Source organism: Ruegeria sp. YTSA075 (assembly GCF_059610245.1).
In genome coordinates this window covers 283,727-307,425 of the sequence record NZ_JBXWNG010000001.1, presented here as the reverse complement: position 1 = coordinate 307,425, position 23,699 = coordinate 283,727, and the positions used below count along the sequence as shown (strand labels likewise).

Below are 23,699 nucleotides of genomic sequence, written 5' to 3'. Positions count from 1 at the left end.
CTGGCATAGGGTCGGATCATGTTGATTTTCCTGAGCCTTGTCGCCCTGATCACCTGTGCCATCGCCTTCTACCTGTGGTCGCGCAGTCAAGCCCGCGCCCGGCTGCTGGCCACGACGCTGACCGCCTCGGAACGTCAGGTGCTCGAGACCATGGTGCCAATAGTACGGCGGCTGCCACCCGATTTGCGCAGCAAGCTGGACGGCAAGATGACCCTGTTTCAGGATCAGGTCCGCTTCTTTGGCTGTGACGGGCTTGAGGTCACCGAAGAGATGCGCCTTTCGATTTCGGCTCAGGCCTGCCTTCTGGTTGTGAACACCGAGATGTGGTTCGACAATCTGACGACTATTCTGATCTATCCGAACGCCTTCAAATCCCGCCAACACAGGCGCAGCGGCTACGTCGTGACGGAGAAAGAAATCGTTCGCACCGGAGAAAGCTGGAACCGGGGCCCGGTGATCCTATCCTGGGCGCACAGCCAGCAAGGCGCGATGAATGATCACGACGGGCACAACGTTGTCTTTCATGAATTTGCGCATCAAATCGATGATCTGTCCGGCGGCACAGATGGCGTACCCGTTCTGAGCCGAGGGCAGAGCTATGCCGATTGGGAGCGCGTTTTTGTCACCGCCTACGATGCCCATGTCCACGCGGTTGAAACCGGAAGGCCCACTGTCATCGATCCCTATGGCGCCGAAGGGCATGAAGAGTTTTTCGCGGTCTCGGTCGAAGTGTTCTTTGAACGCCCAAACGCGCTGAAAGACAGTGTGCCCGAGGTCTACGAACAGCTCTCACTGCTGTTTCATCTGGACCCAGTCAGTTGGACTTAGCGAACTACGCGTTACATGTGACAAGTTCCACGGAAATCTCCCCGTGCCTGCAAATTTAACAAAGGGCATTTTCTGGACTAAACTCAAACCCATTGGTTTATCGGAGGAGTTTTCATGTCATCAAAACTTATGGCCGAGTTCTTCGGCACATTCTGGCTGGTTCTGGGCGGATGCGGCAGCGCAGTTCTGGCCGCTGGTGTGGCAGATGTGGGCATCGGATGGCTGGGTGTATCCTTCGCCTTTGGCCTAACAGTACTGACCATGGCCTATACGGTTGGCCATATCTCGGGCGGGCATTTTAACCCGGCGGTCAGCCTGGGGCTGATGATCGGTGGGCGGTTTCCGGCCAAAGACCTGTTGCCCTATTGGGTCGCTCAGGTCATCGGCGCCATCGCGGCAGCCGTCGTTCTGTATCTGATCGTCAGTGGCGCGCCCGGTTTTGAGGGCGTCGGCGGATTTGCCTCGAACGGATATGGCGACGCCTCGCCCCAAGGCTATTCCCTGATGTCCGCCTTGGTGATCGAGATCGTGCTGACCGCGTTCTTCCTGCTGGTCATCCTGGGTGCGACCTCAAGTGGCGCGCCTGCCGGGTTTGCCCCGATTGCCATCGGTTTGTGCCTGACGCTGATCCACCTGATCTCGATTCCGGTGACCAACACATCGGTGAATCCGGCACGGTCGACCGGTGTTGCGCTGTTTGCCGATGGCCCGGCCCTTGCTCAGTTGTGGCTGTTCTGGGTGGCGCCGCTGATTGGTGCTGCAGTTGGTGCATTGATCTGGAAGGTGATGTCACCCGACGATTGAATCCGAAAAGTACACGGCGCGACCAAGGGGCCGCGCCGTTCGATCTGATACAAGACACACATTCCGTCGGAATTCCCGCCCTGATAACTGACCGGTTGAATTCCGACCGAAAGCCGCGAATATCGCTGCGCATGTGTAAGAGTTTCTCTCAATGACCTCGCAAACCGGCTTTAAGCGTCCCGCATCGGCGATCCCGGCCTCAACCGGGCTGGTTGCGATCTTCAGTATCCCGATCCTGCACTACCTGTGGCCTCAGATGCCCGGCGTTTCAGACCGCGATCAAACCGTGCTGTTCGCCCTGACCGTATTTGGCTTGATGGTCGTGTCTGAATTCGCTTTTGCCAAGCTTCACCGCATGCCCGGCAGTGGGCTGGTTTTCGACGCGCGGAACTTTCGCGATGCGACCTATATTCAGGATTTTCAGGTCAAACTGGTCGGGCTGGCAGCCAGCGCAGGATTGCTTGCCTTGTTCTACTGGTCGGCGGACCTTTATCGCGGGGATTGGTATTCGCCCTTCTTTTCGCTGCTCGCCGACTATTGGTGGCTAATACTGGCCGTCGTTCTGACAGTTGTCACTTCGGTGCATTTCATGATGCGGCATCCGCGGGATGGGATGTGGCATCTGGGGCGCGTGGTTCTGACCTTTGGACAGCAATCCACCCGCACGCGCGGCCTCAAAGTCTATCTGCTGGGCCTGTTGGTCAAAGGTTACTTTCTGCCACTAATGTTCTGCTATCTGGTTTATGACTGGACATTTTTTCAGTCCCGATCCTTGTGGGAGATGACAAGCTTCCCCCAAGTCTATGAGTACCTGTTCCGCTTCTCATTCTTCCTTGATCTGACTGTTGTTGTCATCGGCTACGCAACGGCCACCCGGCTGCTGATGTCCCATATCCGTTGGACAGAAACCACCGTCAGCGGCTGGCTAGTCTGCCTGGCCTGCTATGCGCCCTTCTGGCAGGTTTTGTCGCGGGACTATTTCAACTACACCCAAGAGGGGTTCGCTTGGGGTGCGTGGTTGTGGGACTATCCGGTCCTTTACACGATCTGGGGCTGCACGATCCTGTTTTTCCTTGGGATATACTGCCTCACAGCGGCCCGTATGGGGTTAAGGTTTTCGAACCTCACCTATCGCGGGCTGGCCTGTGATTTCCCCTATAATTTAAGCAAACACCCCTCATACATCAGCAAGAATATCAGCTGGTGGCTGGTTTCGATCCCATTCATCGCGGTTGATTTCTGGACCGGTGTGGCCAATTGCATGGCCCTGCTGGGGGTGAACTTCATTTACTTCATGCGCGCCTGGCATGAAGAGCGGTGCTTGTCGCAGGCCCCATCCTACCGGGCCTATCAACAGCATATCAGGGAAAACGGGTTGCTGGCCCGGATCAGGCGCGTTGTGTTCCCAACAACGCAGCAGGCGTCAGAAAAGCTGAACTAGGCTAAGCCCGGCGCTTTGGCGCGCCGGGCTAATCTTTTAGTCGGTTACAGTGACGGTTTTCATCACATCCGGTTGGCCGGAAACAGCACCCGATTCAGGATGACCGCGCTTGATCGCATCAACCACATCCATGCCTTCGGTGACCTGACCGACAACCGTGTACTGACCATTCAGAAACGGCCCAGGTTCGAACATGATGAAGAATTGCGAGTTGGCGCTATTGGGGTCCTGCGACCGTGCCATGCCAACGACACCGCGATCAAAGCTGACATCCGAGAACTCTGCCGGTACATCCGGGCGATCCGAACCACCACGGCCCGCATAGCGCATGTCAAACGCCTGATCGCTTTGGTCGCCATATTGCACGTCGCCGGTCTGTGCCATGAACCCGTCGATCACGCGGTGGAACACCACGCCATCATATTGGCCTTCGCTGGCCAGAGTGGTGATCTGCTCGACATGCTGTGGGGCCACGTCTTCGAACAGGTCGACCAGGATGGTGCCGTTGGCCCCTTCCCCTTCGACCTCGATCTGCAAACCAGTGGCCAGCGCCGGGCTTGCCAGCAGGGTAAAAGCAACAGCAAGCTTACGCATCTGCGGCCACTTTCACGCTGATCATGCGATCGGGCTGCATTGGCGGCTCCCCCCGCACGATGGCGTCCACATGTTCCATGCCTTCAATGACACGACCATAGACGGTGTACTGACCGTTCAGGAAGTGATTGTCCTTGAAGTTGATGAAGAACTGCGAGTTTGCCGAGTCAGGGTTCTGCGACCGGGCTGCGCCCAATGTGCCGCGATCATGCGGCAGTTTTGAGAACTCTGCCGGAACATTCGGAAGAGATGAACCGCCAGTGCCCGCCATGCGAATGTTGAACCCGTCTTCCATATCGCCATGCTGAACGTCGCCGGTTTGTGCCATGAAGCCGTCGATCACACGATGGAACGCCACGTTGTCATACTCACCACCACGGGCCAGTTCCTTCATCCGCGCAGAATGCTGAGGGGCCACATCGGGAAGCAGCTCGATGACGACATTGCCGTCTTTCAACTCGATGATGATGGTGTTTTCGGGATCCTTGATTTCGGCCATCTGGCCCTCCTGTCGTTTTATCTTGCGCAAATACCTATGCGCCGGGCGCGTGAAAGCCAAGTGACGCATTGACCTGACGACGAAATGAAGGAAAAGAACCGCCTAAATCGGTATCAAACTCACGAAGGAATGCGCGATGGGATGGAAAACGCTGGACGATATGGACCTGAACGGCAAACGCGTCTTGGTGCGTGTGGACATCAACGTGCCGGTCGTGGATGGCGTTGTCACCGACGCCACCCGGATCGAGCGGATCGTGCCTACCGTCCGCGATATTTTGGCTGTGGGCGGCAAGCCGATCCTTCTGGCGCATTTCGGGCGCCCGAGTGGTGAGCGACGCGAGAACCTATCGCTGAAACAGTTGGTGCCAACACTAGAAAGCGCCTTTGGCACACCGGTCCTGTTTGCCGCCGATTGCGTCGGCACCGAGGCCGAACTGGCCGCAGACGCCCTGCAGCCCGGTCAGGTTCTGCTGCTGGAAAACACCCGCTTTCACGCAGCAGAGACCAAGAATGACGCTGATCTGGCCGCAGGCATGGCCAAGCTGGGTGACATCTATTGCAATGATGCGTTCTCTGCCGCACACCGTGCCCATAGCTCGACCGAAGCGCTGGCCCGTCTTCTGCCTGCTTGCGCAGGCCGTCTTATGCAGGCCGAGTTGCAAGCGCTGGAAGGCGCGTTGGGCGCCCCCAAACGCCCTGTGACCGCCGTGGTGGGCGGCGCGAAAGTGTCGACCAAGCTGGAACTGTTGGGCAACCTTATCGACAAGGTGGACTATCTGGTGATTGGCGGAGGAATGGCTAACACCTTTCTTGTCGCCCAAGGGATCAATGTCGGTAAATCGCTGGCTGAGCGCGATATGAAAGACACCGCAGCCGAGATATTGGCAAAGGCCGAAACCTCGGGCTGCACCATTGTTCTGCCCACTGACATCGTTGTCGCTGAAAGCTTCGCGGCTCATGCACCGCATCAGGTGCTGCCTGCTGATCAATGCACCGAAGACGGCATGATCCTGGATGCCGGGCCCGACAGCGTTGCGGCAATTTCCGAGATCTTCGCAAAAAGCCAGACCCTGATCTGGAACGGCCCTCTGGGTGCGTTTGAATTGGAACCGTTTGATATGGCCACAAACGCAGCCGCGCTGAAAGCTGCCGCGTTGACGCGCGCAGGCCAGTTGGTCTCGGTCGCCGGTGGGGGCGATACAGTTGCCGCCCTGAACGCATCCGGTGCTGCTGCGGATTTCTCGTATATCTCGACAGCAGGTGGTGCGTTTCTGGAATGGATGGAAGGCAAAACCCTGCCCGGCGTTGCCGCGCTGGAGCAATAACGCGGTTTTGCGGGCGGTCGAATAATCTGACCCTTCCGCAAGATTTTGCGAATCAGGGGATTCACAACCCGAATCACCTGTGACATAGTGCTGTCAGAGGTTCGCAAAGAACCCGTTATTGAGGCAAGTTTTCATACGGCGGTAAACAGAGTGTCCCGTTCCAATCGGCCCGGTTTGGGCTCAGTTGCTTTTTTCTCGGTGGCTTTCATGCTGGGTGTTTATTTCACCTTTGCCGCCGTGCAGGGCGACTATGGCCTGTTCCGGCGGGTCGAGATTGCAGCGGAACGGGACGCTCTGTCACGCGACCTGGCCAAGCTCGAAACCGAGATCGTCGAGATGGAAAACCTGACGCGTCGCCTGTCAGATACCTATCTGGATCTCGATCTGCTGGACCAACAGGCGCGGTCGATCCTGGGCATGATCCGCGCAGATGAGATTGTGATCCGTTAAGGCGGACCAAGCTTTCGTCGAAAATCCTATCTTTTACGGCTAGCTGACCGGTTGCACCCCGGCCAGTTTCTGCACCTTGCGACGCTGCGTCAGATTTCCCCTCGCCAGAAAGACAGAAATGCTTTATGAGATAGTTTAACGCTAAACTATCTGTCCGAAAGGGAGAGGTCGCCACGATGGCTGCGCGAAAAACCACAAAGAAACCAAATGTTTCTGCGGAAGAACTTAAGACATATTACCGCGAAATGCTTCTGATCCGCCGATTCGAAGAAAAGGCTGGTCAGCTTTATGGAATGGGTCTGATCGGTGGGTTCTGCCACCTCTATATTGGACAGGAAGCGGTTGTTGTCGGTCTGGAAGCAGCGGCCAAGGAAGGTGACAAGCGGATCACCTCGTACCGCGATCACGGTCATATGCTGGCCTGCGGCATGGACCCGGGCGGCGTGATGGCCGAACTGACCGGGCGCGAGGGCGGCTTATCCAAGGGCAAAGGCGGCTCGATGCATATGTTCTCGAAAGAGAAGCATTTCTACGGCGGCCACGGCATTGTCGGTGCGCAGGTCCCGCTGGGTGCCGGGCTGGCCTTTGCGGATAAGTACAAAGAGAACGGTGGTGTAACCTTCACCTATTTCGGGGACGGTGCCGCGAACCAAGGCCAGGTTTACGAAACCTTCAACATGGCCGCCCTTTGGGAGCTGCCGGTGGTGTTCGTGATCGAGAACAACCAATACGCCATGGGCACCGCGCAGGCGCGCTCGACCTCCTCCGCCGATATCTACCATCGCGGTCAGGCCTTTGGCATTCCCGGTGAAATGGTCAACGGTATGGATGTTCTGGCGGTCAAGGAAGCGGGTGAAAAGGCTGTTGCTCACTGCCGCGCTGGCAAGGGGCCTTACATCCTTGAGGTCAAGACCTACCGCTACCGCGGCCATTCAATGTCTGACCCGGCAAAGTACCGCACCCGTGAAGAAGTTCAGAAGGTCCGCGAACAAAGCGACCCGATCGAACATGTGCGCGAACTGCTGCTGACCGGCAAACACGCGACCGAGGATGACCTGAAAGCGATCGACAAAGAGATCAAAGAGGTCGTCAACCAGGCCGCTGAATTCTCGAAAGAAAGCCCCGAGCCTTCCGTTGAAGAGCTCTGGACAGATATCTACGCCTGAGAGGACGACTAAGACATGGCAACCGAAATTCTCATGCCCGCCCTTTCGCCCACGATGGAAGAGGGCACGCTGGCCAAATGGCTGGTCAAGGAAGGCGACACCGTATCCTCGGGCGATATCATGGCCGAGATCGAAACCGACAAGGCGACGATGGAGTTCGAAGCGGTCGATGAAGGTATCGTCGGCAAAATCCTGATCGAAGAAGGCACCGAAGGGGTCAAGGTCAATACCCCCATCGCAGTGCTGGTCGAAGAAGGCGAAGACGCCTCCGCCCTGCCTGCGGCTGCACCCGCAGCCGCAGCGGTGGTCGAGGCCGCCCCTGCGGCGGTTGAGGCCCCCGCCCCTGCCTCTGCCCCGGCTGCACCGGTGGTGGATCTGTCTCCTGACTGGCCCGCCGATGCCGAGATGAAATCCGAAACCGTCCGCGAAGCCTTGCGTGATGCGATGGCCGAAGAGATGCGCAGCGACGAAGACGTCTATCTGATGGGCGAGGAAGTTGCCGAATACCAAGGCGCATACAAAATCTCCCAAGGTCTGCTGGACGAATTCGGCCCCAAACGCGTGATCGACACCCCGATCACCGAGCATGGCTTTGCTGGTATCGCGGTTGGTTCTGCCTTCGGTGGCCTGAAACCCATCGTCGAATTCATGACCTTCAACTTCGCCATGCAAGCGATTGACCAGATCATCAACTCTGCAGCCAAGACGCTTTATATGTCCGGCGGTCAGATGGGCTGTCCCATCGTGTTCCGCGGTCCCAACGGCGCCGCCGCCCGTGTGGCAGCCCAGCACTCTCAGGATTATGCGGCATGGTACATGCAGATACCCGGCCTGAAAGTCGTCATGCCCTATTCGGCTGCTGACGCCAAAGGCCTGCTGAAATCGGCAATCCGTGATCCCAACCCGGTGATCTTTCTGGAAAACGAAATCCTCTACGGCCGCTCGTTCGACATGCCGCAAGTGGATGATCTGAGCATCCCGCTGGGCAAGGCGCGCATCTGGCGCGAAGGCTCAGATGTCACTATCGTCAGCTTTGGTATCGGCATGCAATACGCGCTGGAGGCCGCTGACAGATTGGCCGAAGAGGGCATCAGCGCCGAGGTCATCGACCTGCGCACGATCCGCCCGATGGACACCGGCGCGATCATCAACTCGGTGATGAAAACCAACCGTCTGGTCACGGTTGAGGAAGGCTGGCCGCAGGGTTCGGTTGGCAGCTACATCAGTTCGGTGGTGATGCAAGAAGCGTTCGATTATCTCGACGCGCCTGTCATCAACTGCACCGGCAAGGACGTTCCGATGCCGTATGCGGCGAACCTCGAAAAGCTGGCCCTGATCACCACCGATGAGGTGATCGCCGCCGTCAAACAAGTGACCTACCGGTAAGGAGCGAGACAGATGCCCACAGAAATTCTGATGCCAGCCCTGTCTCCGACTATGGAAGAAGGCACGCTTGCAAAATGGCTGGTCAAAGAGGGCGACACCGTATCGTCCGGCGACCTGCTGGCCGAGATCGAAACCGACAAGGCCACGATGGAGTTCGAGGCCGTTGATGAAGGCACCATCGGCAAGATCCTGATCCCCGAAGGCTCCGAAGGCGTCAAGGTCAACACCGCGATTGCGGTTCTGCTGGAAGATGGCGAAAGCGCTGATGATATCGCCGCTGCGCCTGCCAAGGCTCCTGAGGCGGCGCCAGCCGCAGCGGTCAACGAGGCCGCCGCCTCAGCGGCCTCCGAGGCGCCCGCCCCTGCGCCGGCGGCTCCGGTCAAGGCCGATGGCGTACGCATCTTTGCTTCGCCTCTGGCTCGTCGTATCGCGGCACAAAAAGGTCTCGACCTGGCGCAGATCACCGGCTCTGGCCCCCATGGTCGTATCGTCAAGGCGGACGTGGAAGGCGCTACTGCGACGGCTCCGGTTGCTGCCCCTGCGCCTGCCGCCGCTACGGCCCCTGCTGCCGCCGCTCCGACTGGCCCATCCGCCGACATGGTCGCGCGGATGTATGAAGGTCGCGACTACGAGGAAATCGCACTGGACGGTATGCGCAAGACCATTGCTGCACGCCTGTCCGAGGCCAAACAGACTATCCCGCATTTCTACCTGCGCCGCGATATCAAGTTGGATGCTCTGCTCAAGTTCCGCAGCCAGTTGAACAAGCAACTCGAAGGTCGGGGCGTCAAGCTCAGCGTCAATGACTTCATCATCAAAGCCGTCGCCAACGCGCTGCAACAGGTTCCAGCGTGCAACGCCGTCTGGGCAGGCGACCGGGTGCTACAGCTGAAACCCTCGGACGTTGCCGTCGCGGTTGCGATCGAAGGCGGTCTGTTCACTCCGGTGCTACAAGACGCCGACACCAAGTCTCTGTCGGCCCTGTCGACCGAGATGAAGGACCTTGCCGGCCGCGCCCGCGAACGCAAGCTGGCCCCGCATGAATATCAGGGCGGTACTTTCGCGGTCTCAAACCTCGGCATGTTCGGCATCGACAATTTCGACGCCATCGTGAACCCGCCGCATGCAGGTATTCTGGCGGTCGGTGCAGGCATCAAGAAACCGGTTGTGGGCGATGACGGAGAACTGGCCGTTGCCACCGTCATGTCCGTGACCATGTCTGTCGATCATCGGGTCATCGATGGGGCATTGGGGGCAGAACTACTGCAAGCTATCGTCTGTAATCTGGAAAACCCGATGGTCATGCTGGCCTAAGCCAAGCCGATCATCAAAAGCAAAAGGCCGCTTCGATACCCGAGGCGGCCTTTTGCTTTTGTCACTATCTAACTACTGATCTTTACCCAGCATGTGATCCATCGAGATCGAAGGTTGATCGCACCCGGCCTCGCCTACGATCTTGGCAGGTATGCCAGCAACGGTTTTGCAAGATGGCACAGGTTGTAAAACCACAGACCCAGCAGCGATGCGGCTGCAATGGCCGACCTCGATATTGCCCAGAACCTTAGCCCCGGCCCCGATCAGAACGCCATCGCCAATGGTCGGATGGCGCTGTTCTTCTTCTTTGCCGGTCCCGCCCAGCGTCACCGAATGCAGCATCGAAACATTGTCACCGACAACCGCAGTCTCACCAATGACAATCGAATGGGCATGGTCAATCATAATCCCTTTGCCGATCCTGGCGGCCGGATGAATATCGATTCCAAAAATCTCGGATGAGCGCATCTGGAAGAAGTAGGCCAGATCATGCCGGCCCTTCCGCCACAGCCAATGCGCCACGCGATAGGCCTGCATCGCCTGATAGCCTTTGAAGTACAAGATCGGCTGCAAGAGGCGGTGGCAGGCTGGATCACGTTCATAGACGGCCATCAGATCGGCACGCGCCGCTTCGATCAGGCTGGAATCGTCGGCATAAGCCTCATCCACGATCTCGCGCAGCACCATCATCGACATCTCATTCGAACACAGTTTGGCCGAGATACGATAGGACAAAGCCCGCTCAAGACTGCGGTGATGCAAGACACAAGCATGGACGAGCCCGCCCATCAGCGGTTCTTTTTCCACGGCCTCGGTCGCCTCTGAGGTGATGCGGGTCCAAACCGGATCGACCGGCGTTATATGGCTGCGATTTTCAAACATGGCTTTTGATCCTCTGCTGCGCCTAGAATGCCATTTAGTGACAAAAACACCAAACGCAAACCCGTGATCGGCCCTTCAACAAAAATGAATGAAACAGAACGCAGCTATTTCGACACCCTGATCCGCGCCCGTTTGAAGGAGATTTCAGTGCTTTCTGCATCATCACAGCAAGCACAGGCTGTCGTTGAGCTGGACCAGCAGGCCGTCGGACGCCTCAGCCGCATGGATGCCTTGCAACATCAGGCGATGGCCAAAGCGCAGCAAACGAACCGGGATATCGAAACGCACCGCTTCAAAGCGGCGTTGCAACGTTTAGAAGACGGCGAATACGGATATTGCGAGGATTGCGGCGATCGAATCCCGGATGGCCGTCTAAAACTGGACCTGGCGGCCAGCAAATGCGTCAGCTGCGCCTCTGGCTGAGGTGAAAGCGGACCAGCTGGCGCAGAACCAGTTCAAAACATTGGCAATACTGCACATCATCAAACCCGGGTTCATCCGCAAGTTTTCGGTTTCGCGCCGCTGCCATCAGCGATCCATTTCCATACAACGGATGCAAACGCCCGTAAGCTTTGATATGCGCGTCTGCCAGTTCCGCTTCGGCGATCATCTTCAAACATAGAATCTTTCGCTGAGGCTGCGGCACCGCCAACAAGGCGCGCGCCGCAGCGCTAAGGTCCCCATGTAGCAAAGGACGCATCGGAACAGTCTACCCGACCAATACGCGGGCCAGGGCACCCGGACCGTAGATGGCTGAAACCTGAGCAACTTCTACTTCGAACGGCCCGGACACCCCATCTGCCGCCTGCATCGCCGCTGTATTGGCCCAGCTTGGTTGGGTCACCACCTCTTCGCGCAGAACCGTTGAGCCGGACAATGCCCGCACCAGATACGTCTCGGTTTCTTCGCCCAGCGGTACGTCCAGACCGGACCAGTCATCGCCGTCCACACGGGTGCGACGTACCCAGTTGATCGCATAACCATCAGTTGCCGCCCTTGCCGCCAGATGTGCCGGCGAATACGGTCGAAGCCCATTGCCCTCAAATGCTTGAACCAGATGCGTATAAGACGGATCGTCATACCCTCGGGTCGCGGGTCCGATGCGATAGTGTTTGTCTATCCGCCGCTCGGTCCTCAGCAGGTTGATCTGCGAAACACTGTCGTTCAGCAGCACAAAAACCGACCCGTCTGGCCAGGCATCGGGCATCAGGGCATCCGTCCCCAACTGCCCGCGCAGCCGCCCAGACAGCGCGTAAACACCGGGGCTTTCCAGCATCGCATTCGAAAACTGAAACACTTCCCAATTTCCGGGTGTTCCATCACCAATGGCCGCAAGGTTCAAACCATTCAACAGTGCCTCGCGCGGTTGCGATTCGAGTTGGCCCTCAATCAACCTGACCCGAAGGACCGGGCCATCGTCCCAAAGCCCGGTGCTGGCGCGCAGCAGCGGCGTCTCAGTCCGGCCCATGGTCGCAGGTGCGGTGATCACATCGCTCAGCGTATAGCCCTGATCGGTCGCTGAGCTATAGACCGCCGCATTCCCCGGCCATGGATCAGCCGACACAGCCAGATAAGGCGCATGCGGAACCTCAGCCCCCGTAATCAGCGGCAAATCCATAAAGACCGGTAGCACCGGAACAGGCGCCAGATAGGGCTTTACCGAGACCGGATCCTCATCAATATCCGACAGCTTATAGACCCCCGGCTCAACCCGAATAGCATCTGCCAGTTGCAGTTCTGCCGTCTCCATCCGGTCGATCCGGTAGAGCGCACCCTTGGCCTCGCCCGACAGTCGAACAACATCCCCAGCCCCCAGATGCATCATCGAAGGGGGCAGCGCAAACCGGGTGCTATCGCGCGAAACGCGCGCCTCGCTGAGCCAGCGTTCGGCAGTTTGCCGTCCTTCGCCGCGCGTCATCGACAGGGGCATCTCATTGACCGAAACGGAATGGGTGCTGACATCGGGCAGCACTGCCTCTTCGGCGACGAAATCGTGGTCCGCATCGGATTGGACAAAGCGCAGGCGCACGCGCCCGGTCATCTCGGCTTCGGCCTCGCGGCGGTATTCGACTGTGCCATCCAGATCAGGGCTGACCGCCAGAAGATCTGGGTTTAGATCGACCGCGCCATAGCCATCCCGCATCTGAAACCGCAACACGCCGTCACGTTCGATGGCGTCGAACCCATAGCGCAGCATAAGTGGTTGCAAGGCGGAGCGCGCATTGGTCACGTCTTCGATGACATAGCCGCGCACAACGCCATAGAGGCCCGAAACATCGATATCAGTCACCCCGGCGCCATAGCAGATTTCAGTCACGACCGAGGCCAGCGTGCGTGCGCCCGACCGCCCGTTCAGCCAGTGACCGCGCGCATAGTTGCCACCGTCGCTCCATTTCGCGCCCTGGTTGGGGAAAGCCGGAAACGGCCGCGCATCCCAGGCCCAGACATAGGCGTTGGACATATCCACCATCGGACCGCCATAGACCGTTGAGGTCGGGTTGATCTGCGGATCACCCCAATAGCTCAGCATCGCCCTCAGATACTGAACCTGAATGAAATCATCCCGCATGCCGTTGGAATAGGCAGGCAGCCGAGATTCAGACGATTTGGGATCCAGAAACTTGTTTGGTTGATTGGTGCCCTTGTCGATGGCCGCACAGCCCAGTTCATCCACCCAGGCCGCATCAAATTGTGGCCCGCGCAACCCCTCGGGATCATGCGCCGAAAACGCCTGTGCCTCGGCCCCATTGGGCCAAATCAACTTGCGTTCCGATGCCTTCCACGTCGGCCGCCGATCCGGCGGCGAGCACTGCAATATCCCGCTATCGCCAAAGATCATCACGTCGCGCACCTGATCAAAGGTTTCACCGACCAAGGCCACGCGACTGGCCGCGCCTTTATCCAAAGGCTTGGCCCCTTCGACCATCGACCGCACCCATTCGGCCCCAGCCCGTGTCTTACCTGCCCCGCGCCCGCCCATGATCACCCAGGACCGCCAGTCGCCCTCTGGCGGCAATTGATGCGGCAGCGCCCAGAACTCAAACAGGAAAGGGAGGGCACACAGCCCTCCCTCCCCGATCTCACTCAGAAATCTATCCTGCACCGCAACAGGTGCGGAGGCGAGCCAGCCTGCACCCGACCTCAAACCGAGCCCTGTCAAGGTCGAGCGCATAGCCCCCTTGGGCAATTCCGGCTTGTCTGTGATGTTGTTCGACAAAGCTTGTCTCCACTTTCTGACAACTGCGGATCAGCCCCTCTAACTGCCCGAGTTGCTTGGCTGAACCAGCAAGATCTGCATCCTCCCCGGCACCAATTTGCTTGCGCAGGTCTTCCGCCGCTTGCCGCAAACTGCGAATGGACACCTCAAGCGACCGCAACAACTCTGCCGTCTGAGAAATCCGCTCTTCCGGGGTAATTAACGTCATGTTTGCCTGTGACCTCATGCGTGAGTGTTCTCCGCACGACAGAAATGAAAAGCGGCCACCGGGTCGCCCCGGGGCCGTTGCCCACTTCTTCTAGCATGGCACAATAGATACGGAAAATAGTACGCAATGTCAATATCTTGCGCAACATGGACGCAACAGGCACCGTACGCTTTGTTAACTCATTTACAGAACTCAGATCGCCGCTTTGGATACTACGCGCCCGACCAATGCACTACGCTGTACAAACTGCAAAGCCATGCCAGTGTACTCCCAAATGTCTCGGCACACAGACGATCCTTCAGAACACATCGCCGGATGAATAGCAGCGCCCAAGGCTTGACATTCGTGTTGCAACACCGCATGTGCCCTTCAATCAGCGCTGATGCGTGAGCACAGATGGGCCTTAACCGCCCCACAGCGCCCCATAAACACTCTCCAGTTCCCATTCACGCAGGGTTCTTGACGCGACGGCCAGATGACACAGGATTCACCTGTGTATCCCGAGGCTGCGCAAAACCCTGCTGGTTACGTGGTTTCCGCGTGACCTGTTTCAAATGCTTCCCTTCTGCGTTTTGCAGGGGAGAAAAAAGGATAGACATTGTTCGACTTTGACATGCTGGGCCTGGCCCCAGCTCTAAACGACGCGCTGAAACGCGCGAACTTCTCTGAACCGACCCCGATCCAGAATCAGGCCATTCCATTGGCCCTGAACGGGCATGACATTCTCGGCCTGGCCCAAACGGGAACCGGCAAAACGCTGGCGTTTGGCCTGCCTTTGATCGATCACCTCTTGGCCCAACCGGGCAAGCCCGATCCCAAAACCGCCAAGGCCCTGATCCTTGCCCCAACGCGCGAGTTGGTGAACCAGATCGCCGATAGCCTGCGCAATCTGACCAAGAAGACCAAACTGCGCGTTGCCACTGTTGTGGGCGGCCAATCGATCAACAAACAGATCGCCTTTCTGGCGCGCGGAACCGATGTTCTCGTCGCCACCCCTGGCCGCCTGATCGACCTGATGGAGCGTGGCGCCGTAGACCTCGGCGCGGTGCGCCATCTGGTGCTGGACGAGGCGGATCAGATGCTGGACCTGGGCTTTATCCACGCGCTGCGCAGGATCGCACCCGCACTGGGCACTCCACGCCAGACCATGCTGTTCTCGGCCACCATGCCCAAGCAGATGGAAGAGCTTAGCCGGGCCTATCTGACCGACCCGCAGCGTGTGCAGGTCTCGCCTCCGGGCAAGGCGGCGGACAAGATCACCCAATCGGTGCATTTCGTCAGTAAACCGGGAAAACCTGGCAAACTGCGTGAAATCCTGTCCAAGGACACGAACGCGCTGACCCTGGTCTTCTCACGCACCAAACACGGGGCCGAGAAGCTGATGAAAGGCCTTGTCGCAGATGGCTACAACGCAGCCTCGATCCATGGCAACAAAAGTCAGGGGCAGCGGGATCGCGCGATCAAAGCTTTCCGCGCCGGAGAGACCACCGTATTGGTCGCAACCGATGTGGCAGCACGCGGGATCGACATTCCGGGCGTGGCCTATGTGATCAACTACGATCTGCCTGAAGTTCCCGACAACTATGTCCACCGCATCGGACGCACCGCACGGGCTGGCCGGGAAGGTGAGGCCATCGCTTTCTGCTCACCGGAAGAAGTTGATCTGCTACGTCAGATTCAGAAACTGATGAAAATCGACATCCCCGTCGCCAGCGGAACGATGCCTGAAGCTGTACAAGTGGAACGCCCCGGTCGGCGACAAGGCAACAGACGCCGTGGCTTCAAGCCGAAACCGGCCAATGGGACGTCAAAGCCCTCGCAATCCAAGCGTCGGCGCCCCGGCCGCAAACCGGCAGCATGATCCTGACAAAAAAACAGCGCCCTAACCGGCGCTGTTTTTTATGTTCTGGGTTAGTTGCCTGAGTTCCGTTCGGCCTCAATCTCGCGCCATTTGGCGACATTGCGGTTGTGCTCTTGCAATGTCTCAGCAAAAGCGTGGCCCCCGGTGCCGTCGGCAACGAAGAAGATGTAGTCCGTGTTGTCCGGAGACACGGCAGCCTCAAGGCTCGCCTGACCGGGGTTTGCAATTGGTGTCGGCGGCAAACCATCGATCTGATAGGTGTTCCAAGGTGTTGGGCGGTTCAATTCGCTGCGGCGTAGCCCACGCCCCAGCGTCCCCTGCCCTTTGGTGACGCCATAGATCACAGTCGGGTCCGTTTGCAGCCGCATGCCCTGATTCAAGCGGTTGACAAACACGCTTGCTACCTGCCCACGTTCGCTAGCAACACCGGTTTCCTTCTCAATGATCGACGCAAGGATCAACATCTCCTCTGGGCTTTGCAGCGGCAGACCGTCCTGACGGCTCTCCCAGGCGGCATTGATACGCAGCTGCTGCTTGTCCTGCATGGCCTGAAGGATCTCGTTCCGATCCTGCCCGGCAGCGACATCATAGCTGTCCGGCGCCAACGACCCTTCGGCGGGAATTTCAGTCACCTCACCGCTCAGCGCTTCAAAACCCTTCAACGCCTCGACCACCTGCCACGAGGTCACACCCTCGGCCAGCGACACACGATAGCGAGTATCCGCTTCGCCACGTTTCTCGGCGTAAGCCTCTGGCGCTTCTTCTTCCGCCGCATCGAATGACGCAATTTCAACGAAATCCAGCGTCGCCGGATTCAGCTCGCGCACCCGCGTCTGTGCACGTGTCACACCGATCCGGTATTCAATCTCGGACCCACAGGTGCTGGCCCCGCTGCTGGTGATTTCGTCGATAATCTCCTCCATCGACGCACCTTCGCGCACCAGAAAGCTACCAGCCTTCAACTGTTGCGACCGGTCGGTGTAATCCGCGGCCATACGAAAGATCGTTGCACTGCTGATAGCGCCCTGATCTTCCAGCTCACGGCTGACACGGGTCATGTTCGATCCGCCTGCGACCTGCAGGCAGATCGCAGTTTCCAGCGGGCCCTGGGCCTTGTACTGCGTTTGGCCCCACAAGATCAGACCGCCCATCAGAAACAGGCCAACCACCAGAATGGTCAGCGCGTTTGATGCAATGGCCCGCCACATTTAACTGACCTTTCCGAAGATCACGCTGGCATTGGTGCCGCCAAACCCGAACGAATTAGACAGGGCAACGTTGATCTCACGCTCACGTTTCGCGTTGGGCGCCAGATCGATGGGCGTTTCGACCGCCGGATTGTCCAGGTTAATCGTCGGCGGGGCAACCTGATCCCGGATCGCCAGGATCGAGAATATCGCCTCGATCGCGCCCGCAGCGCCCAACAAGTGGCCTGTGGCCGATTTGGTCGAGGACATGGTCGCATTCGCGGCATGATCACCCAGCAGGCGCTCAACCGCGCCAAGTTCGATTGTGTCCGCCATGGTCGATGTGCCATGCGCGTTGATATAGTCCAGATCCTTCGGCTCAAGACCTGCACTGCGCAGGGCGGCCTTCATCGAACGCTCGGCCCCGTCCCCATCCTCGGACGGCGCGGTGATGTGATAGGCGTCACCCGACATGCCATAGCCCAGCACCTCGGCGTAAATCTTGGCACCGCGCGCCTTGGCGTGTTCATAGTCTTCCAGAACCACAACGCCCGATCCTTCGCCCATGACAAACCCGTCGCGGTCGATATCATACGGGCGGCTGGCTTTCTTCGGATCGTCGGCATATTTGGTCGACAGCGCCTTACACGCGTTGAAACCGGCGATCCCGATCTCGCAAATACAGCCTTCGCCACCACCAGCGATCATCACATCCGCATCCCCTGCACGGATGATCCGGCTGGCGTCCCCAATCGCGTGGGCCCCCGTGGAACAGGCGGTCACAACAGAATGGTTCGGTCCCTTGAACCCAAACCGGATCGACACCTGACCCGAAGCCAAGTTGATCAGAGCGCCCGGAATAAAGAAAGGCGACACGCGGCGCGGGCCCTTGTCACGGATCAGATTGGCGGTTTCGGCAATCGAGCCCAGACCACCAATCCCGGATCCAATCAGAACCCCGGTCCGCAGGCGATCTTCCTCACCTTCCGGGGTCCAGTCTGCATCCTTGCAGGCCATCTCGGCCGCCGCGATGGAATATAGGATAAAGTCTTCGATCTTACGCTGTTCTTTCGGCGGCATCCAATCGTCAGGATTGAATGTGCCGTTTGTTCCATCGCCACGGGGAACTTCGCATGCATATGTCGTGGTGACACCGCTTGCTTCGGCATCAAACAACGTGATGGGGCCTGCGCCGGACTCACCGTCCAGCAGGCGCGACCAGGTTTCTTCGACCCCGCTGGCCAAAGGAGTGACCAATCCCAGACCGGTTACGACGACTCTGCGCATGTAGTGCCTCTTGCCTGCTTGCTGTTATGAGAAACGCTCATACCCCGGCCCGGGGTCCGGGGGCAAGAGCAAGGCGATAATCGGCGCATGCCACTTACCGCCTTGCTGTCAATCTACGCCGTATTACTGGAACTGCGCGACGGGTTCCCGCGCCGATGCGGCAACGTCCAGTACATCTGGCAGGTCCACGGTCTTGCGGAACAGCGCCCGGCCCACCAAGGCCCCAGCGATATTGGGTACGTAGCTTAGGCGCGAGATATCGTCCGCCGTGCGCACAACCCCGCTGGCAATAACCGGTGTCCGGGAATGCTGCGCCAGCCCGGAAATTAACCCAAGCTGGGCTTCGACATCTTCCACATCGCTATCAATATCGGTCACAAGAATGGCGGCAAAGGGTGTGCCATCAAACGCGTCGATGAACGCCTCGGGCGTGAACGCGCTTTGGCTGCGCCACCCCTCGGTCATGACAAACCCTTTCCAGACATCTACCGCCAGAACGATCTGATCCGGGTAGAGTTTCGCCAATTCCTTCACCAAATTCGGGTCCCGTGCTGCCAAGGTTCCGATGACGATCCGGCCCGCCCCTTTGTCGATCCAGTTTTCAATCTGCTCGCGGCTTCGCATGCCACCGGCCAATTGTACCGGCATCTCAGCGGTGCGGATCAGCTCCTCGACCAGCTCGGTATTGGTGTCGCGCCCTTCTATGGCATCGAAATCCGTTAGATGCATCCACTCTGCACCCGCAGCCGACCAGCCGCGTGCCGTTTCAACCGGATTCACGTGCCAGATCATCGCCTCGTCCAGACGGCCCTTGTCCAGTGTCACGCACCGGCCGTTCTGCAATTCCATAGTGGGGTAAATCCTCATGAGCACGCTCCTTCGCCCAATCGCTCTAAGACAGAGTGTAGCATAACGACAGGAACCGCGCCCGTTCGACTGGGATCGGCACAGTTTAGTCGTTTTGCGGCATACCCGGGTTTCGGCGAATTTATGCCCGCGCAGGGGGGCCGTTGCGGCGCAAAAGGTGAACATCGGTGCCGTTAAACTGCGCCGCGCGCATGCGCACATATCCAAGCTTCTTAGCCAGCTTCTGCGAAGACTCATTGGCCGCATTCACCATGGCGACCAAAACGCCCGGCATGATCCGATCAAACCAGTCATGCGCGGCCAGTGCCGCTTCATACCCCAACCCCTGCCCCTGTGCCTCGGTGGCCAACACCCAGCCCGCTTCGGGATAGGCATCAAAATCCTCACCCAGGCCCCGGTTTCCGTAGAAGAACCCGGCCTGACCAATCAGCTTGCGATTCGATTGCTGCAGAATGCCCCACTGGCCAAAGCCAGCCATTTGCCAATGCCCGGCATTTCGCAAAAACGAATCCCAGGATTCCCCACGTGACCGGGGCGAGCCGCCGATATGTTCGACCACACAGGGATCACGCCAGATTTCGGCAAAGCGCTCGAAATCCTCGGGCCGCATTGCGCATAATGTCAGCCGCGCCGTATTGATCATGGGAGTGGATCTTATCATAGCCTGCCCACTTGGAATTATGCCTCAATGGAAACAGTGCTCAGCAAAAAGCACTGACGCAAGACAGAATTGCGGGCAGACAATAAAAAACGGCGCCTCCGTTGCCCGGAAGCGCCGCTTTCGATCAGAAATGAAACGCTTAAGACGCTTCGCTGATGAATTTGACCGCGTCGCCGAAGGTCTGGATGGTCTCGGCTGCGTCATCAGGGATCTCGATGCCGAACTCTTCTTCGAAGGCCATAACCAGCTCAACAGTGTCCAGGCTGTCTGCGCCCAGATCGTCGATGAAGGACGCGTTTTCCGCGACTTTATCTTCTTCAACACCCAGGTGCTCAACAACGATCTTCTTTACGCGATCTGCGACGTCGCTCATGTCTATTCCTCATTCCTATTCAGGGCGGTTTGCCCGGTTCTGCCCTTGCCCGCTCAGGCTGGCCTTAGTTTGCCCATTCCGGGCGGTTTGGGTCCCGGTTGACCGGGAAAGTAGAAGGCCGATCTGAACAACCGGCCTCTGCATAGATGCGCCGCCTATAACATAGTCGGCGCACAAGGCAAACGCTTTCGCGCCCGCCCTGCTATGCGCTCACAACATGGCCATACCGCCATTCACATGCAAGGTGCTTCCAGTGACATAGCCCGCTTCGGGGCTGGCCAGATAAAGAACCGCCGCCGCGATTTCCTCGGGATCGCCCATGCGCCCCGCCGGAACCTGCTGTAGCAAACCGGCCTTCTGATCATCGGTCAGCTTTTCAGTCATTGCTGTCGTAATAAAGCCGGGTGCAACCGCGTTAACAGTGATCCCCCGCGTTGCAACCTCATGCGCAAGTGCTTTGGAAAAACCCACCATTCCGGCCTTGGACGCCGCATAGTTCGCCTGCCCTGGATTACCAATCGCGCCGACAACAGATGAAATATTCACGATCCGCCCCCAGCGCGCTTTCATCATCCCACGGATCACGCCTTTGCACAGCTTCATTGTGGCGGTCATGTTCACATCAATTACGCTCTGCCATTCCTCATCGGTCATGCGCATGAACAGATTGTCGCGGGTGATCCCGGCATTGTTGACCAGAATATCCACCGATCCCATGGCCTCTGCTGCCTGTTTCGGCAACGCCACAACAGACTCGGGATCACTCAGGTTGCAGGGCAGGACATGCGCACGCTCGCCCAACTCGTCTGCCAGCGCTTGCAAGGGCTCTACCCGTGTGCCGGACAGGCCAACCGTAGCGCCCGCACCATGCAGCGCGCGCGCAATGTAGCCTCCGATCCCGCCTGACGCGCCCGTGATCAGCGCATTCTTACCAGTCAAATCAAACATTCTGTTTTCCTCGTGAGGCGCCCTTGCGGGCGCATTCTATGCTTACGATTCGGTGCCAATGGCCTTCTGGACATCGTCAGGTGTGCCGACCGCCTTGCCGGCTATGTCGCGGTTGATTTTGCGCACCATGCCGGACAGCGCTTTGCCTGCACCGATCTCCCAAGTTTCGGTCACCCCTTGCGCCGCCATATACTGCACGCTTTCACGCCAGCGCACGGAACCGGTGACCTGTTCGACCAGCAACTGCCGGATCAGATCAGGGTCCGAGACCGCCTCGGCGCGCACATTGGCGACCAGAGGCACTGCCGGAGCTTTGATCTCGACCGCCGCCAGGGCCTCTGCCATTACATCTGCAGCAGGTTGCATCAGCGCACAGTGAAATGGAGCACTTACAGGCAACAAAATCGCGCGTTTTGCGCCCTTTTCTTTCGCAATCTCTGCCGCTCGCTCAACCGCCGCCTTGGCACCAGAGACAACAACCTGTGTCGGGTCATTGTCATTGGCAGCTTGGCAAACATCACCTTGTGCCGCTTCTTCAGCCACTGAACGCACGCCATCCAGATCAAGACCAAGGATCGCCGCCATCGCGCCTTCGCCGACGGGAACGGCGCTTTGCATCGCCTGACCGCGCTTACGCAAAAGGCGCGCGGTATCGGCGACCGACAAAGCGCCCGCCGCCGCCAGCGCCGAGTATTCGCCCAGCGAATGCCCCGCAACAAAGGCCGCGTCGGTGACAGCGACACCCTCAGCCTCCAACGCGCGCATTGCGGCCAGCGAAGTGGCCATAAGCGCGGGCTGCGCGTTCTGGGTCAGCGTAAGCTCGGCAATGTCGCCTTCCCAGATCAGATGGCTCAGCTTTTCGCCCAGCGCGTCGTCGACCTCATCAAAAACGGCTTGGGCGGCCGGATAGGCTTCGGCCAGTGCTTTGCCCATTCCGATGGTCTGGGCACCCTGCCCCGGGAAAACGAACGCGCGTGTCATTGCAACCTCATGGATGACGTTAGGTTGCGGCGGGGTGTAAACTGACACGCGGCGCGGCACAAGTAGGGTGCATAACGGCACCATGAATGTGCGCAAGCTGTCACTTGCGCGCGCACGCTGTGGCTTTAGGTTGGACGCAGCTAACCTAATCCGGAGCCCCTGTTCGATGTCCGCACGCAACACTTTCTCCAGCTATGGCAGCGTCACAAAAGCCTTTCACTGGCTGACAGCATTGCTGATTTTCACAGCACTTCCCTTGGGATGGTTCGCCAACCAACTTGCCCATGCGATCTACGATCCCGCTATCCCGACTACCGAAGAGGATATCGCCCGCGCTGCTCAGTTGTTCTCAATTCATAAGACCATTGGGATCGCGGTGTTCTTTGTCGCTCTGGGGCGCATCCTCTGGGCCGTCTCGCAAACCAAACCCGGGCTGCTCAATGCCGAAAACAGGCCCGAAGCCTTCGCCGCCGAGACGGTGCATTGGATGCTCTATGCCTCTCTGGTTCTTGTCCCGCTGACGGGCTGGATACATCACGCCGCTGCCGAAGGGTTTGCTCCGATCTTCTGGCCCTTTGGCCAAAATCTTCCCTATGTCCCCAAATCACCCTATCTGGCCGAGGTAACGGCCGGGCTACACTGGCTGTTCATCTGGGTTCTGGCAGGGTCTTTGGCGCTGCACATCATGGGCGCTTTGAAACACCATGTGGTTGATAAGGACAGCACCCTGCGTCGGATGTTGCCCGGCAAATCAGGTGCCCCGGAGCCTCCGGCCCAGCACCATTCCATCCTGCCCGCCTTCGCAGCGCTTTGCGTCTGGGGCGCGGTTCTGATCGGGGGGGGGATGATGGGCATCTTTGCGGATCACTCCAACGCACATACCGACACAACCGAGCTGGCCGAGGTGCAATCGGATTGGCAGGTGCAGGAAGGCAGTTTGTCGATCACGATCACTCAGCTGGGCAGCCCGGTCACCGGCAGTTTCGCGGATTGGACAGCAGCCATTACCTTTGAGGACCCATCTGAACCCGGCCTGGCGGGATCTGTTGATGTAAATGTATCCATCGGATCGCTTACCCTTGGAACAGTCACGGATCAGGCGATGGGCGCCGATTTCTTTGACAGTAGCCAGTTTCCAACCGCGCGTTTTGCAGCCGACCTGTATAAAACCGAAACCGGGTACGAGGCACGCGGCCCACTGACCATTCGGGATAAAACGATGGATGTGGTCTTGCCGTTCGACCTGGAACTTCAGGACAACACGGCTACCGTTTCAGGGCGGCTGGAGCTAAACCGTCTCGATTTCGATATCGGCGCGACGATGCCAGCCGAAGATTCACTGGCCTTTGCCGTATCGGTAGCGATTGAAATGACTGCGATCCGGGGCGAATAAGGCAGTAAAAAAACCGCCGGGGCAA

24 protein-coding genes are annotated in these 23,699 nt (G+C 58.5%); 11 read left to right on the top strand and 13 right to left on the bottom strand.

The genetic code is table 11. The features are described 5' to 3' along the window. The first annotated feature begins 18 nt into the window (after positions 1-18). From AC2FGE_RS01615 to AC2FGE_RS01605, 3 genes are all read left to right on the top strand, one after another. A complete protein-coding gene (locus AC2FGE_RS01615) occupies positions 19-828 on the top strand; it encodes a M90 family metallopeptidase (protein ID WP_496817439.1) in 810 nt (269 codons plus the stop codon). A gap of 114 nt (positions 829-942) precedes the next feature. Further along, positions 943-1,632, top strand: a complete 690-nt coding sequence (gene aqpZ / locus AC2FGE_RS01610; protein WP_496817438.1) for an aquaporin Z — start codon at positions 943-945, stop codon at positions 1,630-1,632. 151 nt (positions 1,633-1,783) lie between these two features. Beyond that, complete coding sequence (locus AC2FGE_RS01605; protein ID WP_496817437.1) at positions 1,784-3,073, top strand: hypothetical protein; 1,290 nt, start codon at positions 1,784-1,786, stop codon at positions 3,071-3,073. A gap of 36 nt (positions 3,074-3,109) precedes the next feature. Here the strand turns inward: AC2FGE_RS01605 and AC2FGE_RS01600 are convergent, their stop codons facing one another. Together AC2FGE_RS01600 and AC2FGE_RS01595 are read right to left on the bottom strand one after the other, a co-directional pair. Further along, positions 3,110-3,667 carry a peptidylprolyl isomerase gene (locus tag AC2FGE_RS01600; protein ID WP_496817436.1) on the bottom strand — a complete coding sequence of 186 codons (558 nt, stop codon included), beginning with the start codon at positions 3,665-3,667 and terminating at the stop codon, positions 3,110-3,112. Further along, the gene (locus tag AC2FGE_RS01595) at positions 3,660-4,166 is read right to left on the bottom strand and encodes a peptidylprolyl isomerase (protein WP_496817435.1); all 507 of its coding nucleotides are present in this window, start codon (positions 4,164-4,166) and stop codon (positions 3,660-3,662) included. The genes AC2FGE_RS01600 and AC2FGE_RS01595 overlap by 8 nt, the downstream gene beginning before the upstream one ends. A 136-nt stretch (positions 4,167-4,302) precedes the next feature. Here AC2FGE_RS01595 and AC2FGE_RS01590 point away from each other — a divergent pair, with 136 nt between their 5' ends. The 5 genes from AC2FGE_RS01590 to AC2FGE_RS01570 all read left to right on the top strand — a co-directional run bounded on the left by AC2FGE_RS01590 (position 4,303) and on the right by AC2FGE_RS01570 (position 9,809). Then, on the top strand, positions 4,303-5,493 hold the full coding sequence (locus AC2FGE_RS01590; RefSeq protein ID WP_496817434.1) for a phosphoglycerate kinase: 1,191 nt from the start codon (positions 4,303-4,305) through the stop codon (positions 5,491-5,493). A 150-nt stretch (positions 5,494-5,643) separates the two neighbouring features. After that, the gene (locus tag AC2FGE_RS01585) at positions 5,644-5,943 is read left to right on the top strand and encodes an FtsB family cell division protein (protein WP_170530568.1); all 300 of its coding nucleotides are present in this window, start codon (positions 5,644-5,646) and stop codon (positions 5,941-5,943) included. A 176-nt stretch (positions 5,944-6,119) separates the two neighbouring features. Continuing rightward, the gene (gene pdhA / locus AC2FGE_RS01580) at positions 6,120-7,109 is read left to right on the top strand and encodes a pyruvate dehydrogenase (acetyl-transferring) E1 component subunit alpha (RefSeq protein WP_480826800.1); all 990 of its coding nucleotides are present in this window, start codon (positions 6,120-6,122) and stop codon (positions 7,107-7,109) included. A 15-nt stretch (positions 7,110-7,124) separates the two neighbouring features. Continuing rightward, positions 7,125-8,495, top strand: a complete 1,371-nt coding sequence (locus AC2FGE_RS01575; protein WP_496817433.1) for a pyruvate dehydrogenase complex E1 component subunit beta — start codon at positions 7,125-7,127, stop codon at positions 8,493-8,495. A 12-nt stretch (positions 8,496-8,507) separates the two neighbouring features. Continuing rightward, entirely contained in the window at positions 8,508-9,809 is a 1,302-nt protein-coding gene (locus AC2FGE_RS01570; protein ID WP_496817432.1) for a pyruvate dehydrogenase complex dihydrolipoamide acetyltransferase, read from the top strand. 72 nt (positions 9,810-9,881) lie between these two features. On the opposite strand, the gene cysE is transcribed toward AC2FGE_RS01570, so the two are convergent. Continuing rightward, entirely contained in the window at positions 9,882-10,691 is an 810-nt protein-coding gene (cysE, locus tag AC2FGE_RS01565; protein WP_496817431.1) for a serine O-acetyltransferase, read from the bottom strand. 84 nt (positions 10,692-10,775) lie between these two features. On the opposite strand from cysE, the gene AC2FGE_RS01560 reads away from it, so the two are divergent. Further along, on the top strand, positions 10,776-11,114 hold the full coding sequence (locus AC2FGE_RS01560; RefSeq protein WP_496817430.1) for a TraR/DksA family transcriptional regulator: 339 nt from the start codon (positions 10,776-10,778) through the stop codon (positions 11,112-11,114). Here AC2FGE_RS01560 and AC2FGE_RS01555 read toward each other — a convergent pair. The 3 genes from AC2FGE_RS01555 to AC2FGE_RS01545 all read right to left on the bottom strand — a co-directional run bounded on the left by AC2FGE_RS01555 (position 11,095) and on the right by AC2FGE_RS01545 (position 14,116). Next, entirely contained in the window at positions 11,095-11,391 is a 297-nt protein-coding gene (locus AC2FGE_RS01555) for a DUF7742 family protein (protein WP_496817429.1), read from the bottom strand. The genes AC2FGE_RS01560 and AC2FGE_RS01555 overlap by 20 nt on opposite strands. 9 nt (positions 11,392-11,400) lie before the next feature. Further along, positions 11,401-13,671 (bottom strand): phage tail protein, encoded by a 2,271-nt coding sequence (locus AC2FGE_RS01550; RefSeq protein ID WP_496817723.1) that lies wholly within the window; start codon positions 13,669-13,671, stop codon positions 11,401-11,403. A gap of 112 nt (positions 13,672-13,783) precedes the next feature. Next, positions 13,784-14,116 carry a hypothetical protein gene (locus AC2FGE_RS01545; protein ID WP_496817428.1) on the bottom strand — a complete coding sequence of 111 codons (333 nt, stop codon included), beginning with the start codon at positions 14,114-14,116 and terminating at the stop codon, positions 13,784-13,786. Positions 14,117-14,714: 598 nt separating this feature from the next. Between AC2FGE_RS01545 and AC2FGE_RS01540 the strand changes: the two genes are divergently transcribed. Beyond that, complete coding sequence (locus AC2FGE_RS01540) at positions 14,715-15,977, top strand: DEAD/DEAH box helicase (RefSeq protein ID WP_496817427.1); 1,263 nt, start codon at positions 14,715-14,717, stop codon at positions 15,975-15,977. A gap of 50 nt (positions 15,978-16,027) precedes the next feature. On the opposite strand, the gene mltG is transcribed toward AC2FGE_RS01540, so the two are convergent. The 7 genes from mltG to fabD form a co-directional block, all read right to left on the bottom strand. After that, the gene (gene mltG, locus AC2FGE_RS01535) at positions 16,028-17,185 is read right to left on the bottom strand and encodes an endolytic transglycosylase MltG (protein ID WP_496817426.1); all 1,158 of its coding nucleotides are present in this window, start codon (positions 17,183-17,185) and stop codon (positions 16,028-16,030) included. Beyond that, entirely contained in the window at positions 17,186-18,451 is a 1,266-nt protein-coding gene (gene fabF / locus AC2FGE_RS01530) for a beta-ketoacyl-ACP synthase II (RefSeq protein ID WP_496817425.1), read from the bottom strand. A 123-nt stretch (positions 18,452-18,574) separates the two neighbouring features. Beyond that, positions 18,575-19,318 carry a 1-(5-phosphoribosyl)-5-[(5-phosphoribosylamino)methylideneamino]imidazole-4-carboxamide isomerase gene (locus tag AC2FGE_RS01525; RefSeq protein ID WP_496817424.1) on the bottom strand — a complete coding sequence of 248 codons (744 nt, stop codon included), beginning with the start codon at positions 19,316-19,318 and terminating at the stop codon, positions 18,575-18,577. A 121-nt stretch (positions 19,319-19,439) separates the two neighbouring features. Next, positions 19,440-19,979 carry a GNAT family N-acetyltransferase gene (locus tag AC2FGE_RS01520; RefSeq protein ID WP_496817423.1) on the bottom strand — a complete coding sequence of 180 codons (540 nt, stop codon included), beginning with the start codon at positions 19,977-19,979 and terminating at the stop codon, positions 19,440-19,442. 139 nt (positions 19,980-20,118) lie between these two features. Continuing rightward, positions 20,119-20,352, bottom strand: coding sequence for an acyl carrier protein (locus AC2FGE_RS01515; protein ID WP_008756330.1), 234 nt, complete (start codon positions 20,350-20,352; stop codon positions 20,119-20,121). 210 nt (positions 20,353-20,562) lie between these two features. Then, on the bottom strand, positions 20,563-21,300 hold the full coding sequence (gene fabG, locus AC2FGE_RS01510) for a 3-oxoacyl-[acyl-carrier-protein] reductase (RefSeq protein ID WP_496817422.1): 738 nt from the start codon (positions 21,298-21,300) through the stop codon (positions 20,563-20,565). Between the two features lie 42 nt (positions 21,301-21,342). Then, on the bottom strand, positions 21,343-22,281 hold the full coding sequence (fabD, locus tag AC2FGE_RS01505) for an ACP S-malonyltransferase (RefSeq protein ID WP_496817421.1): 939 nt from the start codon (positions 22,279-22,281) through the stop codon (positions 21,343-21,345). 166 nt (positions 22,282-22,447) lie between these two features. On the opposite strand from fabD, the gene AC2FGE_RS01500 reads away from it, so the two are divergent. After that, complete coding sequence (locus tag AC2FGE_RS01500; RefSeq protein ID WP_496817420.1) at positions 22,448-23,674, top strand: cytochrome b/b6 domain-containing protein; 1,227 nt, start codon at positions 22,448-22,450, stop codon at positions 23,672-23,674. Positions 23,675-23,699 lie beyond the last annotated feature (25 nt).

Coding starts and splice junctions, on each gene's coding strand:
- cysE (WP_496817431.1), bottom strand. CDS start 10,691: ATGTTTGAAAATCGCAGCCATATAACGCCGGTCGATCCGGTTTGGACC.
- AC2FGE_RS01515 (WP_008756330.1), bottom strand. CDS start 20,352: ATGAGCGACGTCGCAGATCGCGTAAAGAAGATCGTTGTTGAGCACCTG.
- AC2FGE_RS01595 (WP_496817435.1), bottom strand. CDS start 4,166: ATGGCCGAAATCAAGGATCCCGAAAACACCATCATCATCGAGTTGAAA.
- AC2FGE_RS01575 (WP_496817433.1), top strand. CDS start 7,125: ATGGCAACCGAAATTCTCATGCCCGCCCTTTCGCCCACGATGGAAGAG.
- AC2FGE_RS01615 (WP_496817439.1), top strand. CDS start 19: ATGTTGATTTTCCTGAGCCTTGTCGCCCTGATCACCTGTGCCATCGCC.
- pdhA (WP_480826800.1), top strand. CDS start 6,120: ATGGCTGCGCGAAAAACCACAAAGAAACCAAATGTTTCTGCGGAAGAA.
- AC2FGE_RS01550 (WP_496817723.1), bottom strand. CDS start 13,671: ATGGGCGGGCGCGGGGCAGGTAAGACACGGGCTGGGGCCGAATGGGTG.
- AC2FGE_RS01520 (WP_496817423.1), bottom strand. CDS start 19,979: ATGATAAGATCCACTCCCATGATCAATACGGCGCGGCTGACATTATGC.
- AC2FGE_RS01605 (WP_496817437.1), top strand. CDS start 1,784: ATGACCTCGCAAACCGGCTTTAAGCGTCCCGCATCGGCGATCCCGGCC.
- AC2FGE_RS01600 (WP_496817436.1), bottom strand. CDS start 3,667: ATGCGTAAGCTTGCTGTTGCTTTTACCCTGCTGGCAAGCCCGGCGCTG.
- AC2FGE_RS01525 (WP_496817424.1), bottom strand. CDS start 19,318: ATGAGGATTTACCCCACTATGGAATTGCAGAACGGCCGGTGCGTGACA.
- AC2FGE_RS01500 (WP_496817420.1), top strand. CDS start 22,448: ATGTCCGCACGCAACACTTTCTCCAGCTATGGCAGCGTCACAAAAGCC.
- AC2FGE_RS01555 (WP_496817429.1), bottom strand. CDS start 11,391: ATGCGTCCTTTGCTACATGGGGACCTTAGCGCTGCGGCGCGCGCCTTG.
- fabF (WP_496817425.1), bottom strand. CDS start 18,451: ATGCGCAGAGTCGTCGTAACCGGTCTGGGATTGGTCACTCCTTTGGCC.
- fabG (WP_496817422.1), bottom strand. CDS start 21,300: ATGTTTGATTTGACTGGTAAGAATGCGCTGATCACGGGCGCGTCAGGC.
- aqpZ (WP_496817438.1), top strand. CDS start 943: ATGTCATCAAAACTTATGGCCGAGTTCTTCGGCACATTCTGGCTGGTT.
- AC2FGE_RS01545 (WP_496817428.1), bottom strand. CDS start 14,116: ATGACGTTAATTACCCCGGAAGAGCGGATTTCTCAGACGGCAGAGTTG.
- AC2FGE_RS01590 (WP_496817434.1), top strand. CDS start 4,303: ATGGGATGGAAAACGCTGGACGATATGGACCTGAACGGCAAACGCGTC.
- AC2FGE_RS01560 (WP_496817430.1), top strand. CDS start 10,776: ATGAATGAAACAGAACGCAGCTATTTCGACACCCTGATCCGCGCCCGT.
- AC2FGE_RS01570 (WP_496817432.1), top strand. CDS start 8,508: ATGCCCACAGAAATTCTGATGCCAGCCCTGTCTCCGACTATGGAAGAA.
- fabD (WP_496817421.1), bottom strand. CDS start 22,281: ATGACACGCGCGTTCGTTTTCCCGGGGCAGGGTGCCCAGACCATCGGA.
- mltG (WP_496817426.1), bottom strand. CDS start 17,185: ATGTGGCGGGCCATTGCATCAAACGCGCTGACCATTCTGGTGGTTGGC.